Here is a 16667-nt window from a genome sequence, read left to right on the forward strand (position 1 = left end):
ATCGTGAGCGGCCTGTCGGACAATGCCGACAGGCCCGTTGTTCAGCGGATGTCGCCGCCGACCCACTCGTTCGCGATTTCCATGTAGGTGCCGTCCTCCATCATGTCGTCCAGCGCCTTTTGCATGGCGGCGGCCAGATCCGGGTTGTTCTCGCGGATGGCAATGCCCGCCGGAAGCGGCTCGGCGGTGGGGTCCGGGATCTCGGCCAGATCATACTGCCCGCTGTTCATGGCGAGAATGACGGGGATCCTGTCGTTCACGATGACGTCCACGCGGCCATTCGTCAGTTCCAGCAACAGCTCGGGCAGGCCCTTGTAGGTCTTGATGTTATAGCCCTGCGCGCTGGCCCATTCCTCGTTCGTCTCGCCCAGCGTGACACCGACAACCGCATCGTCCAGCTGCTCCATCGTCGTGATGTCCGATCCTGCGACGGTAAAGATCGCACGGCGGGTCTGGTAGTAGGGGCCGACGAAATCAATGACCTTGTCACGCTCCTCGGTGATCGACATCGAGCCGACGACGGCATCGTATTTGTTGGCCAGCAGACCGCCGATGATGCCATCCCACGCGGTGGTCACGATCTCGGTCTCCAGGCCCATACGCTTGGCGATTTCGGCGCCGATGGCCGGGTCAAAACCGACGACCTCGTTGGATTCATTGACGAAGTTGAAGGGCGGATACTGCCCCGTCATCGCGATCTTCAGAACGCCGCGCTCCTTGATGCCTTCCAGTTCGTCGGCAAAGGCGGGCTGCATCGCCACGACGCCCAGCAGCGCGGCCCCCCCCATCAGGACAGTACGGCGCATCATCTTGGCTATCATTGTCATATTCAGTTTCTCCCGTTGATTCGCATCTGTTTCAGGCTGCGGCACCGCTGCGGTGCGCTCTTTCGGCCTTGCCAAGAGGTTTGCACAGGCACCAATCATCATGCAAATAAATAAGGGCAATGGCCCGGATTGAGAGGATCAATGATGCGCCCCTATGAACAACGCTTTGTGTGGAATCTGGACTGGAACCTGCTGCGTACCTTCATGGTGATGGTCGAACAGGGCGGAATTACCCCCGCCGCGACGTTTCTGGGGCTCAAGCAGCCGACCATCAGTTCAGCGCTCAAACGGCTGGAGGCACAGGTGGGCAAGCGGCTGGTCAACCGCTCGTCGACGCATTTCAGCGTGACGCCCATGGGCGAGGTTCTCTATCGCGAAACCAGCACGATCTTCGGCTCGGTCATGCAACTGCCCATCCTGCTGAGCGGCGCCGAGGACGCGGTGACCGGCCAGATCACCATCGCGCTGGCCAGCCACATCGCCTGCCCGCATTTCGACGCGGTGCTGGAGCGGTTCAACGCCGCCCACCCCGACGTGACCTACACGCTCAGCATCAATGAGAGCGAAGAAGTCATCACACGGGTCGAGCAGAACCGCGTATCCTTTGGGATCTGCCTTGTGTCTCACAAGCGACCCAAGCTGAATTACCGCGTGCTATACCGCGAGTATTTCGGGCATTACTGCGGGCCGGGGCATCGCCTGTTCGGCAAGACAGGGCTGAAACTATCGGATTTGCAGGACGAGGTCGCCGTGTCCTTCCAGACCGACAGCAGCGCCGGGCCGCTGTTCGAACTGGCGGGCCTGCGCGCGCGGGCCGGGATGCGGTCCGAGCTGAAGGGCGTGTCCTCCAGCCTGTCCGAGGTGCGGCGCATGATCATGTGCAATGTCGGCATCGGCGCCCTGCCCATCCATGTCGCGGCGCGCGACGTTGCCGCCGGGCGGTTGTGGCAATTGCCGCCTGCGACGAACCTGCCTGCCATCGACATCCACGTCGTCACCAACCCCGCACGTAGCCAGAACCGCGCAGAGGCGGTGCTGTCGCAAATGCTGGCCGACGAAATCACCGGCACCCCCCTGCCCGAGCGGTCCTATTCGTGACCCGTCCCTGCGTTGACACTGACGCCGCGCGGCCTACTAATTATCGCCACGCCCGGGCACGCCACAGGCGGCGGCGCACCGGGACCCGGAGGAATTTCGATGACCAACAGGACACTTCTGCTGACCGGCGCCAGCCGTGGCATCGGGCACGCGACCGTTAAATCGTTTCAGGCCGCGGGCTGGCGCGTTCTGACCGTGTCGCGCACCGCATTCGATACACGCTGCCCTTGGCATGCCGGCGCGACCGATCATTTCCAGGGCGATCTGGCCGACGCGAGCGCGCGCGCCGATCTGGTCGCGCGGGTGCGCGACACGCTGGGCGGCACCGGCCTTGGCGCCATCGTCAACAATGCCGGCATCTCGCCCAAGGGGGGCGGCGGCGCGCGCATGGGGATCGCGGCGACCAGCGACGAGGTCTGGCATCAGGTGATGAACGTCAACCTGATCGGACCCGCCGCCCTGATGCGCGATCTGCTGCCCGAGCTTGAGACGGCCAAGGGCTGCGTCGTCAACGTGGGCTCTATCGTCGGATCGCGGGTGCATCCCTTTGCGGGCGCGGCCTATGCTTGCTCCAAGGCAGCGCTGGCGGCGCTGACGCGCGAGGCGGCAGCAGAATTCGGCCCGCGCGGCATCCGCACCAACATGGTGACGCCCGGCGAGATTGAAACCGAAATCCTGTCGCCGGGAACCGAGGAAATCACCCGCACCATCCCCCTGCGCCGCCTCGGCCAGTCCGAAGAGGTTGCGCGCGTGGTCCTTTTCCTCTGCTCGGGTCAGGCGTCATACGTCAACGGCGCGTCCATCGACGTCAACGGCGGTCAGCACGTCTGAGCCGCCAAGCGCCGCCAGCATATCGTCCAGCCCCGCGCAGGGGATCACCCCGGCCTGCCGGATCTGCTCCGTCACATCCACCGGCAGGCTGGAGTTCGAGTCCTGCGGGATCTCGTTCAGCTTGCCTCCCATCAGCACCGGCAGGTCGGCGCCCTGCGCCGCCAGCGCGGCCATGACGCTGCGCGCATAGCCCAGCCCGATGCCGTTATAGGTGCTGACGGCGATGGCATCCGACCCGGCTTCCAGCGCGCGGGCGACCAGCACTTCGGCGTCGATGGCGACGCCGACCTCCAGCACCTCGGCGCCCAACCCTTCCAGCGCGCGGCGCACGAGATAAGCGCCATGTTCATGCACGTCCGTCGTACCCAGCGCCACGCGGCGATGCGTCAAACGCGCGCCCGCCTGCCTGCGTACCCACGCGCCTGCCATCTCGTCCAACTCTTCGGCCCAATCGGCGGCAACCAGCGGCGCGCGCCGCCCGTCCTGCATCGTGCCAGCGCCCCACAGCGCCTCCATCCGCTTGGCGCCAAGACGCCGGATCGCCAGCATCAGCGCCGCCGGATCCGTGGTATCGACGCCCCGCCCGGCCAAGCCCCGCAAAGCCATTTCGGCAAAGGCGCGCCCGCCCGCAATCAGCCGGTCCGCCATCTGCGCAATCAGCGCATTGTCCTGGACGGCGGCATGCCCCGGCGCATGTTCGGCCAGCCGCGCAGCGAATAGCTGCGCATCAAGGATCTCGTCCACATCGGGAATGCGGATATTCTCGGTCACCGGCACGGGGTTCACCGCGTGGCCGGAATGATGTTCATGCAACGCTGTAAGGTCAGCCAGCAAGTAATTGGCAAGGCTTGCATAGTTACTCGCGGACGCACCTTGGTACGCCACGGTATTGCCAAAGATCATCGTTCCCGGCGTGTCCGTCTCACGCGCCAGCGCCGCTTGAAATGCCGCCCGCGTCAGCGGCGCTGAAAAATGATGCCCAAAACAGAATGACGCCGCCGCACCGATCAGATCCTCTACGATATGCTTTTCGATCAGCATCATGCCAAAGGCCGACGTCATATCCAGGAACAGCCCTGCGAACCCGTCATCAAGGTTGGAATGCACCAGTATCTCGGCCTCTTGCGCTGCGATCAGGCCCAGCGCGCGCAGTGTCGCCTCGGTCGTGGCGACGTCGTCATCCCAGTATGGCAGGCGAAAGGTGAAGTACTGCCCCAGATTACCGATGGCGGTGGCCCCTGCAGCAATGGCCGCGCGGGTATTTTCCAGCGCGCCGGGCAGGCCCAGCATGAAGTCGCCGAAATGCGCGGCGGCGGGGCTGGCATTGGTGATGCGCGCAAAATCCTCTGGCCCGGTCAGCACGATCCCGGTGCCGCGCGCGGCATCCGCGCGACGATCCAGCGGATAGCCCATCGTCCAGTCCAGCGTGATGCCGAAACGGTCGATGCGCACGCCGTGCTGCGCCGCGCGGTCATGCAACTCGCCCATCGCGGCAATCGTCCGCTCGATGCTGCGAAACCCGATATGCGCGTGCTGCATCATCTGCCCCTCGACCATGGCGCGACGTTTGTACTCCGCCTCTGATGCAACGCTTCCGGTATCGAGAAACAGACACCGCCCCAGCCGCCACTCTGCCGCCATGCGCCGCCCCTCGGCCAGCAGATCAGCACCCGGTGCCATTTCCGGATCGGTCAGACATGGGTCACTTGCTGAGCGTTGCAACGTCATCGCCTTTCCTGCGGCCTCCCCTTGTCGGTGCGTATATCTATGCCACTATGGCGCGAAATCGCGCGGGAATGGGAATTGATGACATGAAATTGGGCATTATCGGCGTCGGGCATCTGTCGGTGTCGATCCTCAGGGGGCTGCTGCGGGCCGGTCATGCGCCGGAGAGTATCCTGCTTTCGCCGCGCGGACATGGCGCGGACATGGCGCGCGACCATGGCTTTGCCTTGGCCAAAGACAATGCGCAGATCGTGGGCGCGTGCGATATCGTCCTTCTTGCTGTGCGCCCGGGCGATGCGCCGGGTGCGGTGCGCGGCCTGCCATGGCGCGCGGGACAGACCATGCTCAGCGCTTGCGCCGGAGTGCCGCTGGCAGCCCTTGATATCGGCGCCGCAACGCCGGTGCGGATCATGCCGATAACCGCCGCGTCGCTCGGCGCCAGCCCGACGCTGGCCTATCCCGACGCTGGCCCAGCCCGCACCCTGCTGGAGGCGATCGGCACGGTCATCATTCTGCGCAGCGAGGCCGAATTCGAGGCGGCGACCGTTTCGGCAGCCATGTATGGCTGGGCGCAGGCGCTGATCCGCAGCGGTGCAGACTGGACAGCCGCACACGGCATGGACGCAACCCAGGCGCGCCAACTGGTCGCAAGCACGTTCACAGCTGCCGGGCGCATGATCGCCGAGGAGGACGCCCCGATGGACGACATCCTCGCCACTCTTTGCACCCCAGGCGGCATCACCCGCGCGGGCCTTGACCACCTTGAGGCAAAGGGCGCCCCCGCCGCATGGAATGGCGCGTGCGATCTGGTGCTGCGCAAATTGCAAGGCTAACGCCTCACGCCGTCGCGCCGCCGTGGCCGATCTGGAAATTGTTGCCCGCCCGGTCCTGCCCGCTGACCAGATGCAAGGGGCGGGTTCCATAGCCCTGACTGGGGTGCTTCTTGCCGATCTCGGCGCCCCAAGCGTGATCGTAGAACGACGTCGCCGGCATCAGCCGCACGATAAACGCGGCGCGGCGGTGATCTGTGTGGTTCGCCTTGGAGCCGTGGATCATGTAGACGTCATGGAACGATACCTGCCCGGCCTTCAGGATCAACGGCACGGCATCTGCCTCGTCAAAATGCTCGGAATCGCAGACAAGGTTGATGGTCTTGTTGCCGCCCTCCTGCCACGAATGGCTGTATAGCTCGTGCGCCTTATGCGAGCCGGGAATAAACGTCATCGGGCCGTTTTCGGGCGTGACATCGTCCAATGGGATCCACATGGTCAGCGTCTCCAGCGGCCTGATCGGATAATAGCCGCCATCCTGATGCCACGGCGTTTCCTTGCCATTGCGCGGCGGCTTGCCGAACAGCGTCGTCCCCCACAGGATGATGTCGTCCCCGATCAGCTGGCGCGCGGTCTCCATCAGCTTGGGGTGGGTGGCAAATTCCAGAAACGTCTCGCTGCCCTTCACGCCCATCGATCCGCCGCTCACCTGATGCGGCGCCAGAATGATATCCGCCTCGATATCAGGGTTGCGCGCCAGCAAAGCCTCATATTCCGCGCGCATTTCGGCGATCAACTCGGGCGGGAATTCCCAATCGGGGATGATCCAACCCTTTTCATGATATTCATCGATTTGTGTCTGGCTCAAGGGGCCGTCCACGGTGGCGGTCTGGCGTGTCATGGTGTTTCCTCTAGGCGCTGCGCATACTGCCGACCGGTCTGTCGACAATTCTGAAGGCAGAATTGACTCCGCCCGCCATTCTGTCAAGCTTGGCGGTATTTCCAAGTCACAAGGTGCCCCTCCCATGGCTCAGCCGCGCGAAAATAGTGTCGATATCGCCTATGATCAGCTGCGCGCGTGGCTGGTCGGTTTCCGCATGAAACCGGGCGCGCGCCTCAATGAAAGCGCGCTGGCCGCTGATCTGGGGATGAGCCGCGCCCCCCTGCGCGAGGCGCTGAACCGGCTGATCTCGGACGGGTTGGTCCGGTTCGAGCCGGGGCGCGGTTTCTTCTGCCGCAAGCTCAGCGCGCGTGAGATCGCAGATCTCTATGCCGTCCGCTATGATCTGGAGGCAGGCGCGCTGACGCACACCTTGCAAACTGCATCAGATGCCGATCTCGCCGTATTCGCTGACCGCTGGCCCGCCATATCGCCGGGCGGCGATCTCGATGCGCTGGTCGCGGCGGACGAGGATTTCCACCACGGCCTTGCGCGATTGGCAGGGAACGACGCGCGCCTGCGATATCTGGAGAATATCAACGACAGGATCCGCTTCGTGCGCCGCCTCAACCTTGAGCCGGGCGCGCGCAGCGCCAGCGCCCACGACGAACATCAGCGCCTATTGCGGGCGGTGCAGGCCCGCGACACGCAGACGGCATTGGACGCGCTCAGGGTCCATCTGGACAGATCCTCTGCCGAGGTACATAAACAGGTGCGCGCCGCGCTGGCCCAGATCTACGAGGGCGATATCGCCTGAGATTCTAGCGCGCCCATGGCTTTTCTTGGTGAAAATACCCAAAATCCCGCCCCATCCAACACGCGCACCCGCCTGCCGGAACTGCGCGGCATCAGCCCTTCAGCCGCTTTCGGCAGATGTCGGCAAACCGTTCGGCGGCGGGCGACAGGCGACGCCCGGTGCGATGCACCAGTACGATATCGCTGGCCTTTGGGTTTCCGGCCAAGGGGCGCGTGACCAGCGCCTTGCCGTCATAGCTCATCGACGAGGCCGGCCTTGGTCGCCAACAATGCGTAGCCCATGCCATGCCCCACCATCGCGCGCACCGTTTCCAGCGACGTTGTGCGGTGCGCGATCTTGGGCTGGATGCCCGCATCGGTCATCAGGCCGGTGAAATAGTCGCGGCTGGGATCGATATCCAGCAGGATCATCGCCTGCTCCGCCAGATCGGCGGGCGACACCTCGCGCTGCGCGGCCAGCTCGTGGCCTTCGGGTAACAGCACGTATGGCTCCAGCGATGTCAGTACTTCGGTCGTCAGCCCCTCGCCCAGCGCCATGTCGTACAGCAGCGCGATCTCGCTTTCGCCCGAGGCCAGGCTTTCACGAATGCGGCGGTGATCACCGTCGATCAGCTTGACGTCCAGATCTGCGGCATCGCACAGCAGCTGGGGCATCAGGAACGGCCCGAAGGTCTGGAAACAGCCTACCGTCACCTTGGCCAGGCTTGCCTCGGTCGCCAGCTTCAGCGTGCTGGTCCCCTCGATCGGACTGGAGGCACCATAGGCGCGGTTGGCGTAAATCAGCGGTGATCCGGCGCGCGTCGTGTGGATATCCTGCACCTCGCCGATAAAGATATGGTGCGTTCCGATCTGCTGTGACGATTGCAGGCGGCAATCGAACGCGACCAGCGCATCCGCCATGCGCGGCGCGCCGCCGGTGCAGGCCTCCCAATCGGTACAGTCGAACTTGTCCGCGACCTCGTTCTTGAACCGGCCTGCGAACGTATCGGAGACGTAGGATTGATCGTCGCGCAGCACGTTGACGCAAAAGGTGCCGTTGGCCGCGATCTTTTCGGCGGCGGGGCTTTTGTGATGGACGCAGACCAGCAACGTCGGCCCCTCACCATCGGCGGACACGGACGACATCGCCGACACGGTGACGCCGGCGCGCCCCTCGGGGCCATTGGTCGTGATGACATTGACCGTACAGGCCGCGTAGCTCATTCCGGCGACAAAACGCGTCCTCAGGTCTGGTGTCATATCGCTCATCGGCTTGGCCCCTTTCGGCTGGATCGCGGGATAATCGCGCCCTCAGTGTGGACCGCAGCCGCGCAGCGATAAAGACGGATTTCAATTGGCTGGCACTCAGGATTTCCAAAGCAGACGCCCCACAGCGCCCTTAACTGGACATGCCCGGGATGGCCCCGGTGCGCACCACACCTTCGCAATGCTGGCGAAACGCGTCCAGAAGCCGTGTCGAATGCATGTCGCGCAGCATCGCAAGGCCGACGGTCATCGACGCGGCATCGTCGCCGATCCGCTCCAGCGGAACATAGGCCAGCGGGCGGTTCGTCTCGGCCCGCATATTGGCCGGGCGCGACGTCATCAGCGAAAATCCGATCCCCGCCGCCACAAAGGACCGCAGCATCGACGGATCGGCGCATTCCGCGACGATATGCGGCTTTTGCCCCGACTGCTCGAACAGCGAGATGAAATATTGTCGGCTGATCGGCAGATCCAGCACCACGAACGGCTCCTGCGCCAGATCGGCCAGGCTAAGCGATGCGCGCGCCGCCAGCGGATGATCGGCCGCCAACAACACATAGGTTGGCATACGCGCCAGCGGATGAAACACCATCTCAGGGCTCAGATGGCTCTCGTAGGTCAGCGCCACGTCGATCTGCGCCCGGCGCAGCCCCTCCATCAGATCGGCCTCGCTGGCGGCGGTCACCTTGAGCTGCACGTCCGGGTAAAGGGCGCTGAACGAGCGCCAGATTTCCGGCAGGATCACCGGCGCAAAGGTGTGAAACGTGCCGATATGCAGCGGACCAGAGACCAGCGATGCCGTCTCGCCCGCGACCTCGTACAGGCGATGCGCCGCGCGCATCGATTCCTTGGCCGCCTTCAGCAGGCGCTTGCCCGAGGGGGTCAGCACCAGCCCTTGCGCATGCTGGCGGATGAACAGCTGCACGCCCAGTTCCTCTTCCAGATGCGATATGGCCGACGATACCGAGGGCTGCGAAATGTTGATCGTCTCGGCAGCGCGCGTCACGCTGCCGGTTTCGCCTGCCGCGATGAAATAGCTGAGCTGGCGAAGGGTAAAGCGCATGTAGGCGGGGTCCTGTGCTGAGGGTCCGGTCCATATCCGGCTGCCCATAGTGCCGCAAGCGGGCCGCCGGGATCAATGGGGGTGCGCCTACAAACCGGCCTCCAGCCGGTCCAGCACCCGCGCCAGCATCGCGTCGCAGGCGTCCAGCTGCGCGCCGTCGATGAATTCGTCCGGCTTGTGACCCTGCGCCATATGCCCCGGCCCGCAGACCGCCGTGGCGATACCAAGACGGTTGTGAAACAGCCCCCCCTCGGTGCCGAAGGCGACCTTGATCGCAGGATCGTTGCTGCCCGTCACATCGCGCAGAAACGCAACGATGGCGGACTCAGGATCTGTCTCTAGGCCCGGATAGGTATTCGTTTCGGCGAAATCGATGGCGACATGCGGATGGCTGTCGCGGTAGGGCGCGACGACCTGGGCCGCGTCCTGATGCAGCCCCGCAACGATAGTGGCAGGATCATCCGCCGCGATATTTCGGATCTCGAAATCCAGCGTGCAGTGATCAGGCACGATGTTCAGCTGCACACCGCCATGCATGATACCCGCGTGCAGCGTGGTATAGGGCACCGAATATGCCGGATCCTGCGCGCCGTTTTCGGCAATATCCGCCTGCCTTGCGCGCAGGCGGGCCATGAAATCAGCGCCCAGATGCAGCGCGTTGACCCCTTCGGGCGCAAGGGCGGAATGGCTGGCATGGCCGGTGCAGGTGGCGCGCAGGGCGGTCTTGCCCTTGTGGCCGATGGCGATGGCCATGCCCGTCGGCTCGCCCACGATGCAAAGGCTGGGCCTGATGGCGCGCGGCTCCAGCGCGTCGATCAGGCTGCGCACACCAACGCAGCCGATTTCCTCGTCATAGGAAAACGCCAGATGCAGCGGTGTTTTCAGATCGCGCGTCGCCGCCAGCCGGGCGGCGTGGATGGCGGCGGCGACAAAGCCCTTCATGTCCGTCGTGCCGCGCCCGTAATAGCGCGCGCCGTCCCGGCGCATCCTGAACGGATCGCTCGACCAGTTCTGACCCTCGGTCGGCACCACGTCGGTGTGGCCTGACAGCATGACACCGGGGCGATCCTGCGGGCCGATCGTGGCAAAAAGATTGGCGCGCGCGCCGTCCTCGGTGCCAACCGTCTCGCAATGAATGTCGACATCGTCCAGAAGCTGCGCGATATAGGCGATCAGATCGCGGTTCGGCGTGCGGCTGACACTGGGAAAGGCAATCAGCCGCTCTAGAATGTCGAGCGTTCCCATACCGCTATAGATCCCCTGGCACGCCATAGCTGGGCGCCTCGGACGGGTTCAGCGCGCGGGACACATAGGCCTCCATCTCGCCCTTCCAGCGCTCCCACAGATCTCCAAGGGCGGCAATCGGGCAGTCATCACGCCAATCGACGCGCAGGTCCGCGATGGGCCACGCCACGTCACGCGCCAGCAGCATCCCTGCGGAATGCACATCGCCCTCTTCGCCGCCCGCATCCAGCGCGGCCTGCATCGCGGCAATCAGGCGGTCACCCAAGGGCTGGCCCTTGGCCGCCTCGAACGCCTTGACCATCGCCTCGGGCACCGCCTTGGAGGTCAGCAGATTACCCGCCGCAACGACGCCATCACCGGTGACGACATGATGCGTGCCCAGCGTGTTGGCACCCGAAAAATGCGCCGTGCCGCCCTTGGCATCGACCAGCGCAAGCTGGCGATACTCCAGATGCGGCGCGTCTTTTTTCAACGTCTCCAGCGCGTCGGCGGCGGACATGCCCTGCCCCATCAGATCCAGCCCCTTGGGGCCAAGCCGCGGGTCGGTGATGTTCTGCGTCGACACCGCCCCCGCGCCCGCGCGCACATGCGCGCAGCGCGCAGCGACGCATGGGGATGAGGACGATACGGCAACGCCGAACATGCCGGTTTCGGGGCAGCGGGCAGATACGGAAAATGTCATTTGCGGTTCTCTTCTCTGTCGGGGATGACGGCGGTGACTTCGATTTCAACCACCCATTCGGGGCGTGCCAGCGCCGGCACGACGATCCCGGTCGAGCAGGGATGAACCCCCTTCAGCCACTTGCCCATCTCCTGATATACAGCCTCCCGATAGCGGATGTCAGTCAGATAGACAACGATCCGGCAGACATGCGCCATCTCGCTGCCAGCCTCCTTCAGCAGCATGTCGATGTTTTCCATCGTCTTGCGCGTCTGCGCGCCGGCATCGCCCACACCGGTGCTTTCACGGCTGTCCAGATCCTGCGCGACCTGCCCGCGCAGGAACACCATCGTGCCGCGTGCAACGACGCCTTGGGACAGGTCGTTGTCCAGGTTCTGCTCGGGGTAGGTTTTCTTGGTGTTGAACGGGCGCAGACGTTTATGGATCATGTGTTCGGTCCTTGGTTGGTGGCAGCGGGCGCGATGCGGCCGCTGAGATATTGGGCAAAATCGTAATTGGGCCGTTCCAGATGCGACAGATGGCCGGGCGCGGCCATGCGCGACAAAAGCCCCCGGTACACCTTCTCGGTGCAGCCGCGATCCTCGACATTCACGTCATCGAGGATCGCTTTCAGCGTTTCGTTGTATTCAATCGCCTTGGGATCGCCCATGAAATGCGGATCAAACCCGCCGCCAAAGATCATTTTGACACGGCCCACCCCATCGGGTTGCAGGCACAGATACCAGAAATATCCCGGCGTCAGCGTGACCATGTGGCTGGGATAGATCGAGATCAGCGCCGAGGTCTTGCGCATGATACCCGTCAGGCGGGTATTATCGGGATGCGCGTTGCCGATGGCCAGCTCCGCCTCCTTGGTGAACCAGTGGATGTTGAAATGCGGATGGCCCGGTGGGCAATCGACCTGCGCCAGATCGGTAAACGGGCCGACCGTCCCCTTGTGACAGACCGGCAAATGGTAGCTTTCCATGTAGTTCTCGGCCAGCACCTTCCAGTTCGTGTCCCAAACATGGGTCTCGTTGAAGGTTTCGACATAGTTTTCCATGCCGTAATCCCCGATCAGATCAGCCAGCGGCGCAAGCTGCTGCGCGACCGGAGGCGTATCGGGATCGAGCGTGACATAGACCCAGCCCAGCCATTCCTCGCAGCGGATGTCGCCCAGCTTGTAATCGGCCTTGCAGAAACCATCGTTGCGCTGCATCTCGGGCGCGCCGCGCAGCGTGCCGTCCAGATTATAGGTCCAGGCGTGGTACGGGCACACAATCGAGCGCGTGTTGCCGCGCCCCTCCAGCAGGGTCGACATCCGGTGCAGGCAGACATTGGACATCGCGCGCAAGTCGCCATCGCGCCCGCGCACGACCGCTATGGGCTGGCCGGCCAGCTCGACCGCCACATAATCGCCCGGCTCCTGCATCGCGCTGGCACGCCCGACGCAGAACCATTCCTTGCCAAAGATATGCTCCTGCTCCTGCGCCAGAAACTCCTCGGACGTATAAACCGAAGGCGGCATGGCGCGCGCCGACTCGAAGGGCAGCGCGGCCGTCTTCATCAACTCGTCAATAGCACGTGGCTCGTGTCCCATTGGAATACCTCCCGGCGGTTACTCGGCTGCTTTCAGCAGCGGCTGGCTGTAATATTGCTCGACCGATCCGTCGCCCGTTTTCTGCTCGATCCCGGCCATGACGTTGTCCGACAGGAATGCGCCCTTCTTGACGAAGTTCAACGGGCCGTCCCAGTCAAAGTTGCGATAGACGGCGGCGCTTTGGGCAAAGGGCGGCGATTGCGCGAACAGCTGGAATGTCAGGCGGTGGCCTGCATAGTCCGAATTCAGCAGATCGCGCGCATAGGCCAGCAGCTTGCGGCGGTCATCGGCGACCCAGTTTTCGTTGATGGAATAGTATTTATCCATCCACGGCTTGGTTTCGGGCGCATCGAATGTGGCCGCATTGGGCGTGACGCAGATCTGACCACCGCACAGCTCGCGCGCGATATGCATCATCGGGCTGAGATTGTTCAGCGCATGGCAGCGCCCCGCCATCAGCAGCGACTGGTTGGGCATCATCAGCCCCGCCGGAGAGCGTTCGCCAAGCGCGATGGAGGCGGTCAGATGGGCATTGATCCCCTCGCGCCAGATCGCCAGATCGGCCAGTTTTTCCTGCACGGCGGGCTGTTTGTCCAGCCCGGTCTGGCGCACGTTGAACAAGGCCGAACCGATCATCTGATCCGCCTGTTTCAGCGTGCGCTGAACAAAGGCAAAGGCCGAATAGCGGTGCAATGTGTTGCGAATGAACGCCGCCGCCTTGGTATGGCGATAGAACAGAACGTTTTCCCACGGGATCAGCACGTTATCAAAGATGACGATGGTGTCGACCTCGTCAAAGCGCGCGGCCAGAGGGTAGTCGCGATCATCGGCCCGCGTCCCGGCAAAACCGCCCCGGCAGAGGAATTTCAGACCGGGCGAGCCCAGATCGCAGATGAATCCGACAGCATAGTCGCTGAGTGTGTCATTGCCCCAGTTGGCAATGGTCGGCTTGGTAAAGGCCTGATTGGCGTAGGCGGCTGCCGTCTCGTATTTCGCGCCGCGCACGATCAGGCCGGCATCGGTTTCCTTGACCACATGCAGCAGCATGTCGGGGTCCTGATCCTGCGGTGCAAGGCTGCGGTCGCCCTTGGGGTCGGTATTGGCGGATACGTGAAAGGGGTCTTCCTTCAGCACCTTGTGAATATGCGTCTCGATGTTCTTGGAGAACTGCGGATCGACCTCGTTCAGCATGTCCTGCCCGTCATAGAGCGACCACATCTCGCCCACGGTCTCGTCCCCGACGCGTGTGACGACGCCGCCGATATCCTCCATCACCGCGTCGGTCGAGCGGCGCTTGGCCCACCAATCTTCCTGCGTGTAGGGCAGCGCGTTACCGATAGCGTTCTTTTCCGTGCCGTCATGGTCAACCATGACATCGGCGGTCTTGGGGTCATGAGCCATGTCGTAGATGCGCGCGCGAATATCGACCAGCGGCTTGAACATCGGGTGCGCGGTCACGTCCTTGACCCGCTCGCCGTTCATGTAAACCTCGCGGTTATCGCGGATCGAGTCCTTGTATTCCTCGCCGGTTCTCAGCATCTGGCATCCCCTTTTGGCTATATGTTGCAGCGAGGGTAGCAGCAGCGCCTGCATCGGAAAAATATCGGTTTCCTTGGATGGTCAAAGGTTTTCCTGAGGAACGGCGGCCAGTGGCTTGCCGTTGTCGCGCGTCTCCAGCGCGGCCAGTTCCTCGCGGTTCTCCAGAATCGCCGCCGCAATCTGGCGCAGAAGCGCGGCGCGCGCAGCGTTCACTGCGCCATCCACATCGCGCGCATCGCCATTGGCAATGGTGTCAAACGCCTCGCCCGTGCTTGGATCAACGCAATCCAGCGCCTGGGATAAAGATGTCCTGCGCCACAATGTCCCCCGTTCGTAAGGGGCACGCGTTACGCGTCGGCGCGCCTTGCGGCGCAACAGGCATTTCCGATGCAACTGCTTCATCAAAACCTATCGCCGCGTACCCGAGGGCCTGCTCAGCACATAGGCCGCTGCCCCGCCCATGCAGATCGCCTGAATCACGATCAGCCGCCACGCCAACCCGCCCAGAACTGACCCCAGCAGGACCGCCGCCATGACCGTGCAAGCCATCGCCTTGTAGCGCGGCGCGATGACGCCGCGCGCCTCCCAATCCATGATGATCGGACCAAAGACGCGGTTGTCGGTCAGCCATGCACGCAACCGTGGCGCACTGCGGGCAAAGGCAAACGCCGCCAGCAGCACAAAGGGCGTCGTCGGCAGCAGCGGCAGGATCACCCCCACCGCGCCCAGCGCCAAAGACACCGTGCCCACGCACACCCACAGCGCGCGTAACACCGACCCACCCGGACGGGCGTTATTGTCGGGAGAGGGGGGCGGATCTGATTGCATGGCGTCTCGCGCTATCGCCGCTATCGGCACGGTAGATCTAGCGCTTTGCCCCCAAGCTGACCAGCCCGGCACATCCCGCACTTTCAGGCAGAACAGGCACAGCATGTTTTTTCTTGGTAAAAATACCCAAAACCCGCAGCCAGCCACAGGCACAAACGCCAGACATGACGCGCCCTTCAGGCAGATTTCAGCGTCGGCACCGGCCCATGCCCTTCCGCCCAGTGGCGCGCAGCCGCGCCGAATGCCTCGAACAGCGGACGCGAGGCGGGATCGTTTGCCGCGTTCCATTCGGGGTGCCACTGGACCGCCAACGCAAAACCGGGCGCCCCGGTGATATGAAGCGCCTCGGCAGTGCCGTCGGGCGCAAGGCCATCGACGTTGACGCGCGGCCCCGGTGCCTTGACCCCCTGCCCGTGCAGCGTGTTCGTCATCACCTGACGCGCACCCATCAGCCGATGGAACACGCCACCCTCGGCGAAGGTCACGACATGGCGCAGGGCGAACTGCTCTTCCAGCGTGCCACCCGGCGGCATGCGATGGTTGTCGCGCCCCGGCAGATCGCGGATTTCGGGATGCAGTGTGCCGCCCATCGCCACGTTCACTTCCTGAAAGCCCCGGCAAAGGCCCAAGATAGGCTGCCCCGCTTCGATGCAGGCCCGCACAAGCGGCAAGGTGACGGCGTCGCGCGCCGTATCAAAGGCGCCATGCGCCTCGGTCGGCGGCTCGCCATAGGTTTCGGGATGCACATTGGCCCGCCCGCCCGTCAGGATGAACCCGTCGCAGACCTGCATCAGCTCGGCCACGGTGACCAGCCCGGGATCGGCGGCGATGATATAAGGCATCCCGCCCGACACCTCGGCCGCAGCATCAAGGTTCATCCGGCCGACCGCATGAACGGGATAGCGGTTTTCGATCACGTATTGGTTGCCGATGATGCCGATAACAGGACGTCGCATGAGGGCCTTCATGTAGTGAATGGGTGTGGTGCAGTTTGACGTATGAGTGAGGTTTTTCAACCCCCTCGGACGGCCAGTCATGCTTCTTTGTCAGCTTTTGGTCCGGCGCGGCGGCACCCGTCGCTGCAAGGGCGCACGTCGCCCCGAACACCGGACAATTTGCGCCGCCATGTAAGGCGGCGTCCGCAGGTGACGCAGATATTGGTCGGCAGATCGCCTTTGGTCCTGTGTTTCACCTATGCCTGACGCCACACACCGCCCGGCGCAACCGCGAACCGAGATCAATCCGAGTCAGGCAGGGTTTGCTGCTGATTGTCCAGAACCTCGGAATTGATGCCCTCCTCAGTATCGCTCTCTCCGGGTGTATTACCGTCGAAGCTAAGCCATGTGACAAGACCGAACAAAAGGAGCAGCGCGAAAACGACCGCGCCGATCATCCCGACGATGGGCGTCTTGTGCGCCGGTTTTTTCTTTTCGGTGTTGGTGTCGGGTGCCGACATGGTGTGTCCTCCGCTTCGGTGGCTTGACGCGTCGCTACGCGCTGACATCGGCCATTGAAGGCCCGTGAGTATCCCCTTAACTC

At 63.6% G+C, this 16667-nt stretch carries 20 protein-coding genes; 4 read left to right on the top strand and 16 right to left on the bottom strand.

What is annotated here, in order from left to right; genetic code table 11:
• Positions 1–41: 41 nt before the first annotated feature.
• Positions 42–827, bottom strand: coding sequence for a transporter substrate-binding domain-containing protein (locus tag FGD77_RS18530; protein ID WP_255012286.1), 786 nt, complete (start codon positions 825–827; stop codon positions 42–44).
• A gap of 141 nt (positions 828–968) precedes the next feature.
• On the opposite strand from FGD77_RS18530, the gene FGD77_RS18535 reads away from it, so the two are divergent.
• Positions 969–1925: a LysR family transcriptional regulator gene (locus FGD77_RS18535; protein WP_255012288.1), complete on the top strand. Its 957-nt coding sequence runs from the start codon at positions 969–971 to the stop codon at positions 1923–1925.
• Positions 1926–2024: 99 nt separating this feature from the next.
• On the top strand, positions 2025–2756 hold the full coding sequence (locus FGD77_RS18540) for an SDR family NAD(P)-dependent oxidoreductase (protein ID WP_255012290.1): 732 nt from the start codon (positions 2025–2027) through the stop codon (positions 2754–2756).
• Here the strand turns inward: FGD77_RS18540 and FGD77_RS18545 are convergent.
• Entirely contained in the window at positions 2706–4484 is a 1779-nt protein-coding gene (locus tag FGD77_RS18545; RefSeq protein ID WP_255012292.1) for a cobalamin-dependent protein, read from the bottom strand. The genes FGD77_RS18540 and FGD77_RS18545 overlap by 51 nt on opposite strands.
• Before the next feature lie 83 nt (positions 4485–4567).
• Between FGD77_RS18545 and FGD77_RS18550 the strand changes: the two genes are divergently transcribed.
• Positions 4568–5314 (top strand): pyrroline-5-carboxylate reductase, encoded by a 747-nt coding sequence (locus FGD77_RS18550; protein ID WP_255012294.1) that lies wholly within the window; start codon positions 4568–4570, stop codon positions 5312–5314.
• 4 nt (positions 5315–5318) lie between these two features.
• On the opposite strand, the gene FGD77_RS18555 is transcribed toward FGD77_RS18550, so the two are convergent.
• Positions 5319–6152: a phytanoyl-CoA dioxygenase family protein gene (locus tag FGD77_RS18555; RefSeq protein WP_255012296.1), complete on the bottom strand. Its 834-nt coding sequence runs from the start codon at positions 6150–6152 to the stop codon at positions 5319–5321.
• Positions 6153–6276: 124 nt separating this feature from the next.
• On the opposite strand from FGD77_RS18555, the gene FGD77_RS18560 reads away from it, so the two are divergent.
• Positions 6277–6948 (top strand): GntR family transcriptional regulator, encoded by a 672-nt coding sequence (locus FGD77_RS18560; protein ID WP_255012298.1) that lies wholly within the window; start codon positions 6277–6279, stop codon positions 6946–6948.
• Between the two features lie 91 nt (positions 6949–7039).
• On the opposite strand, the gene FGD77_RS18565 is transcribed toward FGD77_RS18560, so the two are convergent.
• The 13 genes from FGD77_RS18565 to FGD77_RS18625 all read right to left on the bottom strand — a co-directional run bounded on the left by FGD77_RS18565 (position 7040) and on the right by FGD77_RS18625 (position 16584).
• Positions 7040–7189 (bottom strand): LysR substrate-binding domain-containing protein, encoded by a 150-nt coding sequence (locus tag FGD77_RS18565; protein WP_255012299.1) that lies wholly within the window; start codon positions 7187–7189, stop codon positions 7040–7042.
• Positions 7179–8195: a flavin reductase gene (locus tag FGD77_RS18570; protein ID WP_255012301.1), complete on the bottom strand. Its 1017-nt coding sequence runs from the start codon at positions 8193–8195 to the stop codon at positions 7179–7181. The genes FGD77_RS18565 and FGD77_RS18570 overlap by 11 nt, the downstream gene beginning before the upstream one ends.
• Positions 8196–8325: 130 nt before the next feature.
• Complete coding sequence (locus FGD77_RS18575) at positions 8326–9255, bottom strand: LysR substrate-binding domain-containing protein (RefSeq protein WP_255012303.1); 930 nt, start codon at positions 9253–9255, stop codon at positions 8326–8328.
• Between the two features lie 87 nt (positions 9256–9342).
• Positions 9343–10527 (bottom strand): acetylornithine deacetylase, encoded by a 1185-nt coding sequence (gene argE, locus FGD77_RS18580; protein ID WP_255012311.1) that lies wholly within the window; start codon positions 10525–10527, stop codon positions 9343–9345.
• A complete protein-coding gene (locus FGD77_RS18585) occupies positions 10505–11182 on the bottom strand; it encodes a DUF1028 domain-containing protein (protein WP_255012313.1) in 678 nt (225 codons plus the stop codon). The genes argE and FGD77_RS18585 overlap by 23 nt, the downstream gene beginning before the upstream one ends.
• On the bottom strand, positions 11179–11610 hold the full coding sequence (locus FGD77_RS18590) for a RidA family protein (protein ID WP_255012315.1): 432 nt from the start codon (positions 11608–11610) through the stop codon (positions 11179–11181). The genes FGD77_RS18585 and FGD77_RS18590 overlap by 4 nt, the downstream gene beginning before the upstream one ends.
• Entirely contained in the window at positions 11607–12761 is a 1155-nt protein-coding gene (locus FGD77_RS18595; protein ID WP_255012327.1) for an aromatic ring-hydroxylating dioxygenase subunit alpha, read from the bottom strand. Before FGD77_RS18595 ends, FGD77_RS18590 begins: the two co-directional genes overlap by 4 nt.
• An 18-nt stretch (positions 12762–12779) precedes the next feature.
• The gene (locus FGD77_RS18600; protein WP_255012343.1) at positions 12780–14300 is read right to left on the bottom strand and encodes a 4-hydroxyphenylacetate 3-hydroxylase family protein; all 1521 of its coding nucleotides are present in this window, start codon (positions 14298–14300) and stop codon (positions 12780–12782) included.
• Between the two features lie 81 nt (positions 14301–14381).
• A complete protein-coding gene (locus FGD77_RS18605) occupies positions 14382–14621 on the bottom strand; it encodes an aldehyde dehydrogenase family protein (RefSeq protein ID WP_255012345.1) in 240 nt (79 codons plus the stop codon).
• Between the two features lie 87 nt (positions 14622–14708).
• The gene (locus tag FGD77_RS18610) at positions 14709–15128 is read right to left on the bottom strand and encodes a YbaN family protein (protein WP_255012348.1); all 420 of its coding nucleotides are present in this window, start codon (positions 15126–15128) and stop codon (positions 14709–14711) included.
• A 176-nt stretch (positions 15129–15304) separates the two neighbouring features.
• Positions 15305–16084, bottom strand: coding sequence for a gamma-glutamyl-gamma-aminobutyrate hydrolase family protein (locus tag FGD77_RS18615; RefSeq protein WP_255012350.1), 780 nt, complete (start codon positions 16082–16084; stop codon positions 15305–15307).
• 77 nt (positions 16085–16161) lie between these two features.
• Positions 16162–16320: a DUF2256 domain-containing protein gene (locus FGD77_RS18620; RefSeq protein ID WP_255012353.1), complete on the bottom strand. Its 159-nt coding sequence runs from the start codon at positions 16318–16320 to the stop codon at positions 16162–16164.
• A 45-nt stretch (positions 16321–16365) separates the two neighbouring features.
• Entirely contained in the window at positions 16366–16584 is a 219-nt protein-coding gene (locus tag FGD77_RS18625) for a hypothetical protein (protein ID WP_255012355.1), read from the bottom strand.
• Positions 16585–16667 lie beyond the last annotated feature (83 nt).

It is taken from the genome of Roseovarius sp. M141, assembly GCF_024355225.1.
Taxonomy (GTDB): Bacteria; Pseudomonadota; Alphaproteobacteria; order Rhodobacterales; family Rhodobacteraceae; genus Roseovarius.

Coding starts and splice junctions, on each gene's coding strand:
- FGD77_RS18560 (WP_255012298.1), top strand. CDS start 6,277: ATGGCTCAGCCGCGCGAAAATAGTGTCGATATCGCCTATGATCAGCTG.
- FGD77_RS18565 (WP_255012299.1), bottom strand. CDS start 7,189: ATGAGCTATGACGGCAAGGCGCTGGTCACGCGCCCCTTGGCCGGAAAC.
- FGD77_RS18530 (WP_255012286.1), bottom strand. CDS start 827: ATGACAATGATAGCCAAGATGATGCGCCGTACTGTCCTGATGGGGGGG.
- FGD77_RS18615 (WP_255012350.1), bottom strand. CDS start 16,084: ATGCGACGTCCTGTTATCGGCATCATCGGCAACCAATACGTGATCGAA.
- FGD77_RS18555 (WP_255012296.1), bottom strand. CDS start 6,152: ATGACACGCCAGACCGCCACCGTGGACGGCCCCTTGAGCCAGACACAA.
- FGD77_RS18575 (WP_255012303.1), bottom strand. CDS start 9,255: ATGCGCTTTACCCTTCGCCAGCTCAGCTATTTCATCGCGGCAGGCGAA.
- FGD77_RS18595 (WP_255012327.1), bottom strand. CDS start 12,761: ATGGGACACGAGCCACGTGCTATTGACGAGTTGATGAAGACGGCCGCG.
- FGD77_RS18540 (WP_255012290.1), top strand. CDS start 2,025: ATGACCAACAGGACACTTCTGCTGACCGGCGCCAGCCGTGGCATCGGG.
- FGD77_RS18535 (WP_255012288.1), top strand. CDS start 969: ATGATGCGCCCCTATGAACAACGCTTTGTGTGGAATCTGGACTGGAAC.
- FGD77_RS18585 (WP_255012313.1), bottom strand. CDS start 11,182: ATGACATTTTCCGTATCTGCCCGCTGCCCCGAAACCGGCATGTTCGGC.
- FGD77_RS18545 (WP_255012292.1), bottom strand. CDS start 4,484: ATGACGTTGCAACGCTCAGCAAGTGACCCATGTCTGACCGATCCGGAA.
- FGD77_RS18625 (WP_255012355.1), bottom strand. CDS start 16,584: ATGTCGGCACCCGACACCAACACCGAAAAGAAAAAACCGGCGCACAAG.
- FGD77_RS18550 (WP_255012294.1), top strand. CDS start 4,568: ATGAAATTGGGCATTATCGGCGTCGGGCATCTGTCGGTGTCGATCCTC.
- FGD77_RS18610 (WP_255012348.1), bottom strand. CDS start 15,128: ATGCAATCAGATCCGCCCCCCTCTCCCGACAATAACGCCCGTCCGGGT.
- argE (WP_255012311.1), bottom strand. CDS start 10,527: ATGGCGTGCCAGGGGATCTATAGCGGTATGGGAACGCTCGACATTCTA.
- FGD77_RS18570 (WP_255012301.1), bottom strand. CDS start 8,195: ATGAGCGATATGACACCAGACCTGAGGACGCGTTTTGTCGCCGGAATG.
- FGD77_RS18590 (WP_255012315.1), bottom strand. CDS start 11,610: ATGATCCATAAACGTCTGCGCCCGTTCAACACCAAGAAAACCTACCCC.
- FGD77_RS18600 (WP_255012343.1), bottom strand. CDS start 14,300: ATGCTGAGAACCGGCGAGGAATACAAGGACTCGATCCGCGATAACCGC.